This window comes from Terriglobia bacterium (assembly GCA_036496425.1).
Classification (GTDB): domain Bacteria; phylum Acidobacteriota; class Terriglobia; order 20CM-2-55-15; family 20CM-2-55-15; genus 20CM-2-55-15.
This window is the reverse complement of the sequence record DASXLG010000128.1, coordinates 1-6781: the sequence shown is the minus strand read 5'-3', so window position 1 is coordinate 6781 and position 6781 is coordinate 1. Positions and strand designations below refer to the sequence as shown.

The window sequence follows — 6781 nt, the reverse complement described above, 5'->3', positions numbered from 1 at the left end:
CTTCTCTTCCGGCGCGTTATCGATCGAATCAAACGACCGGTACTTGTTCTTCGGATTGTGCTTCGACAGCACCTTCGTGATGCACGCCGTCAATGTCGTCTTCCCATGATCGATGTGCCCGATCGTCCCCACGTTCACGTGTGGCTTATTTCTATCGAATTTCTCTTTCCCCATGGATACTTCTCCGGTTGTTTTCTCTTCTCTCTATTGATGAGCGGGAGACGGGATTCGAACCCGCGACCAACGGCTTGGAAGGCCGTGACTCTAGCCACTGAGTTACTCCCGCACTGGAGCCCACGACCAGGATCGAACTGGTGACCTCGTCCTTACCAAGGACGCGCTCTACCGACTGAGCTACGTGGGCGGCCCAACTACATGGACAGGGGAGGATTCGAACCTCCGTAGCCCGCAAGGAGCGGCAGATTTACAGTCTGCTGCCATTAACCGCTCGGCCACCTGTCCGCACCTTTTCCAAATGAACACAGGAGCTGGCGAAGGGAATTGAACCCCCGACCTGCTGATTACAAGTCAGCTGCTCTACCAACTGAGCTACGCCAGCATCGACAAATTTATGATTGTAGCATATGAATTGGGCTCTTCAACCGCGCCGATACAAAATTGGGCAAAAAATTGCTAAGAAGTTCCGCGTTGTCTCACAACTTCATACAAAAGGACTCCGGCGGCAACGGAAATGTTCAAAGACGCAATATTTCCGAGCATCGGAATTCTAACAAGAACATCGCAATGCTCGCGAACCAGGCGGCGCAGGCCGCGGTGTTCGCCCCCCAGCACCAGGGCCGTCGGGCCTCTGTAGTCAAAATCGGTCCAATTCTGCGTGCCGCCGGGGTCGATTCCCACGATCCAGAGACCGCGTTCCTTCATTTTATCGATCGCATAGACCAGGTTTTTGACCCGTACGACTGGTATATATGCCGAAGCACCGGCCGACGCCTTAACAACCGTCGCGCTTAGCGGAGCCGAATGACGCTCCGGAACCACAATCCCGGAGGCGTTACATCCCTCGGCTGTCCGCATGACCGCGCCGAGATTATGTGGATCTTCCACTCCATCGAGCACGACGACAACCGGCTTTTCCGCTTTGAACAATACTTCGAAATCCGAATATTGGAGCGCGGCGGAAATTGCGATGATTCCTTGATGCACAGTTCCCTCGGCCATCCGGTCGAGGACGGCGCGCTCTTCCTTGCGAACAGGAACACTGGCCTCCCGCGCGAGATCGAGGATTTCTTTCAGCTTGGAAGAATGCGCTTCGCGGGCGATGTGAATGCGTTCGATCGGGTGCCGCCGCGCAGCGAGAGCTTCGTAGACGGCATGAACGCCACAGATCTTATTGTCCATAACGATTCGTGACTAGTCGATTTCTTCGACGTCCAAGTCGTGAAACAGCGCTTCCCCTTTTTCGATCACCGTCAGGCCGATACGGCCACGCAACAATGTCAATTTCTTCAGTCGTCCGCGCAAGCTGCCTTCCTGATACACCGCACACTCACTTTTCTGGCAATGAACTTCGAGTTTGAAATGAAGAGTGGCGGTTGAAATCAGATTCCAACGGTCTAATTCCTTCGTGCCGGAAGCACTGATTTGATAAGCGGCGAGATATCCCGGTGTTCCCGGAAAGACGCCGAGAATGTAATAGTCTTGTTCAGTTTGGCGAAAAATGAGTCCAGCCTTGAAGCCTCCAGGCGGTATCGCAATGGAAACGCTGGCGCGAAAATCGCTGAATGCGGGACCGTTGACAGCAAGAGCGTTGTTGCCGGACAGCAGGTATCCGTCGCTGGTGTACTTTGCAGATTGACGGTTCGGCCAGCCCGAATCCGGATCGGAAAAGTCGTCGCGGTAAAAGACACGGCCATTCCGGTGGTCGACTTTAGACTCGTAAGCCAGGCTGTTGTCCCGGCGCTCGGGGGTGGGCGTTATCGGCCTGGTCCCATACCCCGGACGAGCCCGCACGGTATACCTGCCTCCACGGACCGCGACTTTCAACTGATGGTATCTCTCGCTCGCCGATGAACCCGGATAAAAAGCCAGGGTGTATTGCGTGCGCACGTCATTCGTAATGTCATCCACGGCCCGCACCAATTCCGCGTCGGTACGAGGAAAGAACGCCGCTCCGCCGGATTCCTGGGCTAGCTTTTCGAGCACAATGCGCGGGTTGTCGATCTCGCGGCCGTCGGCCAGGGTGACCGTCGGCGCCAACCGGAATTGCCTCTCCTCTTCGACATCGAAATAGCCGATCGTATAAATCTGTATTTCCGACTCCCTGACGGCGTCCAAGGCTTCCTTGAGCCGATGCTTGCTGTGCTGATCGGCTCCGTCGGAAATAATCACCAGCACCTGCCGTGGCAACCGCGCCTTGCTCGTAAAAGTGACTCCCTGAATAACGGCGTCGTACAAGCTCGTTCCACCGCCGATAGCCGTCTGCCGGATGGCAGACTGAACCTGCTCAGGATCGTTGGTGAAGTCCGCCGCCAAGGTCACATTTTCATCGAATGGGAAATAGAAGTATTCGCTGCCCTGGTGGGCCGCGCGCACCAGGGCTTGCGCGGCTTCCTTTGCGCGATCGAGCTTGGCGTTGTAACTCATGCTGAAACTGTGATCGAGGAGTATCCCCATCGTGACCGGCTGGTCTTCACCGGAAAAGAACTCGATCTTCTGAGGGGAACCGTCGTCAAAAACCGTGAAATCCTGTGCCTTCAATCCAGTGATGCTGCGCCCCCGCGAATCGGTCACGCGGACTCCGACACTGACCAGGGAAACCTTGACCTGGAGAGTGTCCTGAGGAATCAGAAGCAGCAGAGTAACCAGGAGCCGGTACATGGGGTTTTGTGCCTCTTGTGCCTCTTGGGGGTTCCTTCCGCCTTTCGGACCGGCTATTCGAGGAACACCAGCGCGACCGCTTCGGCGGCGATGGCTTCCTCGGTTCCGACGATGCCGAGATGTTCCATGGTTTTGGCTTTGACGTGGACATTGTTGGACGGAATGCCAAGGACTTCAGCGACCTTCGCCTGCATTTCAGGAAAGTAAGGCAGGAGTTTCGGGCGCTGCGCGAGGATGTTCGAATCGATGTTGCCGATCTCGTAGCCTTTTTTGCGGATGAAGTCCGCCGTTTTACGGAGAAACTTCAGGCTGGAAACACCTTTATAACGATCGTCGGTGTCCGGGAACATTTCTCCGATATTCCCAAGGCCGCAGGCACCAAGGAGCGCATCCGTGATGGCATGGCTCAAAACGTCTCCATCGGAGTGTCCAATCAGGCCTTTCTCATGAGGAATCTCGATCCCGCCGAGAATAAGCGCGGTTGACGGCCCCAGACGGTGCAGGTCATAACCGATTCCGATACGGAACTTCACTTCGCCGCCTCTTCTTCGAGGAACGCGCGGGCCAGCGTGAGATCACCGGGACGCGTAATCTTGATGTTGCGTTCGGAGCCCCGGACAATCGAGATCGGATGTCCCAGTCTTTCGACAAGACTGGACTCATCGGTCCCGTAGTATTCATCTTTTGCGGCGCGGGCAAACGCTTCCTTCAAAAGCTCGGTGCGAAAGGCCTGCGGCGTCTGCGCCAGCACAAGATGCTCACGGGTCAGCGTCGACTGAACGATGTCCTTCTCCGCCTGCTTCACTGTATCGACGATCGGAACGGCCAGAATGGCTGCGCCGGAGCGCCCCGCTTGAATCACAACGTTTTCGATGTCTTCGACGGGCACAAACGGCCGGACACCGTCATGCACCGCAACGATATCGGTGCCCGGTTGAAGGTGCTTGAGGCCCATGGATACGGAATCCTGGCGGCGCTCTCCGCCTTCAACGACCGTGACCGATTTGTTGAAACCGGCGGACTTCACCAGAGCCGAAACTTCTTCGAGGGATTCGCGCGGCGCCGTCACGATGACGTGGTCGATCAACGGGCACGCATCGAACTTCCGGATGGTATGGACGATGATCGCCGTCCCGTTCAAGGCTAGAAGCTGCTTGGGACGATCGGTCTTCATCCGCCTGCCCGAACCGGCAGCGGCGATAATTGCGCCAACCTTCATCTGGGGCACTACGTCCTAATGCGACACTTCTGTCTGTGCCTGCCGCTCGGGCCGTGGCTCAGCAGGACCGGGCCGCTCCGGCCGTTCCTCGCGCTGAGGCTGGTGATGGGGCAACTCTCCGCGCTTTTCCTCGTACCGGCCGAAGATCATCTTTCCGGCTGTGGTCTGGAGCACGCTGGTCACGGACGACTCGACGGTCTTTCCGATCATCTTCCTGGCGTTGTCGACAACCACCATCGTGCCGTCATCGAGGTATGCGATTCCCTGATTGAACTCCTTGCCTTCTTTCAGGATAAAAACTTTCATCGTTTCACCCGGCAGGTAAACCGGCTTCAACGCATTCGCAAGTTCATTGATGTTCAGGACCTCAACGCCGCGCAACTGCGCAACCTTGTTCAAGTTGAAATCATTCGTGACGATCTTGGCGCCGTCGAGTTCTTTGGCGAGCTCGATCAACTTCATGTCGACCTCACGAATTTGCGGGTAGTCGTTTTCGACCAATTGAACATTGATACCGTTCATCTTCTGGATACGCTGAAGAATATCCAGCCCTCGCCGCCCGCGATTGCGTTTGAGTGTATCGGCGGAGTCCGCCACCTGCTGCAGTTCCCGCAGAACAAAGTGCGGTATCACCAGCGTTCCATCCAGAAAGCCGGTTTCGCATATGTCCGCGATGCGGCCGTCGATCACGACGCTGGTATCGAGGATCTTGTACGATTTCTTGGCCGCCCGCTCGCCGCCGAAAATGCCGCCCATCGCGGACAGGTTCAGCATATCGCCCTTGTTCGCGCCGACCACGAGACCGACGTATGTCATTAACAGCAGGATGAAGAGTTTGATGAATGATAACGAGTTCTGGTCGAAAATCGTGTCGGTGAGCATGTGGCTGATGAGCACTGCGCCAACGATGCCCAGAATAGAGCCGATCGCCGCACCGATGAGCCGCTTCAGCGAGGCGCCTCTTAATCGGTACTCAAAGTAAATGATGCCGAGAGCGCCCATCAGGCCGACGCCAATCGCGTAAAGCCCTCCAATCCCGAACGGTTGAGTCCGGTAGGCGACCACGGTCAATGTGATGGCAAAGATCAGGCGCACCACCACAATGTCGAGCAGATAATTTTCTTCTTTGCCCTGCAGATCCGCCGCCGAGACTTTGGCGGGAGGCGGTGGGGCCTTACTGTCTTTTCCTCTCATGGACCACTCCCCGGGCGCATTATAAATTAAATCATTGAAGAAATAGAAAGATACAGAAATGTGGGCTAATCGAAGAGCCGGTCCTGAGTTTCCCGGAGGTCGCGAACCCGCAACGTCTCGACGGACGAATTCAGTTCGGCGGCAACCGGCTGGGCCGGAATAATGCCTCGCTTGAAACCGAGAACCGCAGCTTCCTTTAACCGGATCTCCGGAAACATTGCCGGGCGAACTTCTCCGCCCAACCCCACTTCTCCGAATATGACCGTCGAGGGGGCAATCGGTTTATTGAACAGACTGGAGAGAATCGCGCTCACAATGGCCAGATCCGCCGCAGGCTCCTCGACCTGCAACCCGCCGATAACATTGAGGTAAATGTCCTGATCCCAGAGGTTCACCCCCAGGCGCTTCTCCAGAACCGCAGAAACCAGCGCCAGCCGCTGCGGATCGACGCCGGTCGCCAGACGCCGCGGCGTGCCGAAGTGCGTGCGCGAAACCAAAGCCTGAATTTCGACCAGCAATGGCCGCGAACCTTCCATACAACACAAGACGGCCGAACCGGCGCTCATGGATTGTGAATGGGACAGAAAAAGCGCCGAGGGCTTATCGACGGGCTTCAGACCGGACCCCATCATCTCGAAAATCCCCAGTTCATTCGCCGGACCAAACCGGTTTTTGATCGTCCGCACGATCCGGTGCGGATGTTGACGCGGTCCCTCGAAATACAGCACCGTGTCCACGATATGCTCCAGAGCTTTGGGCCCGGCGATGGCTCCATCCTTCGTAATGTGCCCTATCAGGAAGACCGGGACATGCCGCTTTTTCGTCCAGAACAGCAACTGCGATGCGACTTCCCGCACCTGGCCGATGCTGCCGGGCGCCATTTCCAGCTTTTCGCTGAAGGTGGTCTGGATGGAGTCGATCACCAAAGCCGTCGCCGCAAGCTGCTCCGCGGCCGCTAGAATCTTCTCGACCGACATTTCCGGATAAATATGCAGATCGCGCGTACGGACATCGAGCCGCTCGCCGCGCATTTTTATCTGCTGGGCCGACTCCTCCCCCGATGCATAAAGGACGACCGCGGAACGCGCCAGACGCGACGCGACGTCCAGCATCAGCGTTGATTTTCCAACACCCGGATCCCCGCCCAGCAGAATCAGAGCGCCCGCCACCACGCCACCGCCCAGCACGCGGTCGAATTCCGCAACGCCGGTTGAAACACGCGGAGTTTCAACGCCGGTGATTTCGGTGAATGGAATCGGCGAAGAGTCCCACGACAGCGGCGCGCCAGGCGCAACCGGAGTGACCTTCTCCTCGACGAACGTATTCCACTCCTGGCAAGTGGGGCACCGCCCGATCCATTTCGGCGATGCATGACCGCACTGCTGGCACGCGTATTGGGTCTTCGTCTTCACTGAAAATAGAATCAGCCACAAAAGGCACAAAGAAGGTCCCTTTTGTGCTTTTTGTGTAACAAGGTCGGTAGTTTTAGTTTTTTTGGCAGAGTTTTTAGCCGCAGATGACGCGGATGAC

The 6781-nt window shown here is 56.7% G+C and carries 7 protein-coding genes and 4 tRNA genes; all 11 read right to left on the bottom strand.

The features are described 5' to 3' along the window. Positions 1-174: GTP-binding protein (locus VGK48_08825; protein ID HEY2381269.1), on the bottom strand; the 174-nt coding region annotated here is incomplete at its 3' end. Positions 175-213: 39 nt separating this feature from the next. Beyond that, positions 214-286: transfer RNA gene (locus VGK48_08820), tRNA-Gly, on the bottom strand. A gap of 2 nt (positions 287-288) precedes the next feature. Next, positions 289-364, bottom strand: a tRNA-Thr gene (locus VGK48_08815). 12 nt (positions 365-376) lie between these two features. Next, positions 377-462: transfer RNA gene (locus VGK48_08810), tRNA-Tyr, on the bottom strand. A gap of 24 nt (positions 463-486) precedes the next feature. After that, positions 487-559: transfer RNA gene (locus VGK48_08805), tRNA-Thr, on the bottom strand. A 74-nt stretch (positions 560-633) separates the two neighbouring features. Beyond that, complete coding sequence (rlmB, locus tag VGK48_08800) at positions 634-1359, bottom strand: 23S rRNA (guanosine(2251)-2'-O)-methyltransferase RlmB (protein ID HEY2381268.1); 726 nt, start codon at positions 1357-1359, stop codon at positions 634-636. Positions 1360-1371: 12 nt separating this feature from the next. Next, positions 1372-2838 (bottom strand): VWA domain-containing protein, encoded by a 1467-nt coding sequence (locus VGK48_08795; protein HEY2381267.1) that lies wholly within the window; start codon positions 2836-2838, stop codon positions 1372-1374. A gap of 53 nt (positions 2839-2891) precedes the next feature. Continuing rightward, a complete protein-coding gene (gene ispF / locus VGK48_08790; protein HEY2381266.1) occupies positions 2892-3371 on the bottom strand; it encodes a 2-C-methyl-D-erythritol 2,4-cyclodiphosphate synthase in 480 nt (159 codons plus the stop codon). Then, positions 3368-4057: a 2-C-methyl-D-erythritol 4-phosphate cytidylyltransferase gene (ispD, locus tag VGK48_08785; GenBank protein ID HEY2381265.1), complete on the bottom strand. Its 690-nt coding sequence runs from the start codon at positions 4055-4057 to the stop codon at positions 3368-3370. Before ispD ends, ispF begins: the two co-directional genes overlap by 4 nt. 15 nt (positions 4058-4072) lie before the next feature. Next, positions 4073-5251, bottom strand: coding sequence for a PIN domain-containing protein (locus VGK48_08780; GenBank protein HEY2381264.1), 1179 nt, complete (start codon positions 5249-5251; stop codon positions 4073-4075). A 65-nt stretch (positions 5252-5316) separates the two neighbouring features. Then, entirely contained in the window at positions 5317-6663 is a 1347-nt protein-coding gene (gene radA / locus VGK48_08775; GenBank protein HEY2381263.1) for a DNA repair protein RadA, read from the bottom strand. Positions 6664-6781 lie beyond the last annotated feature (118 nt).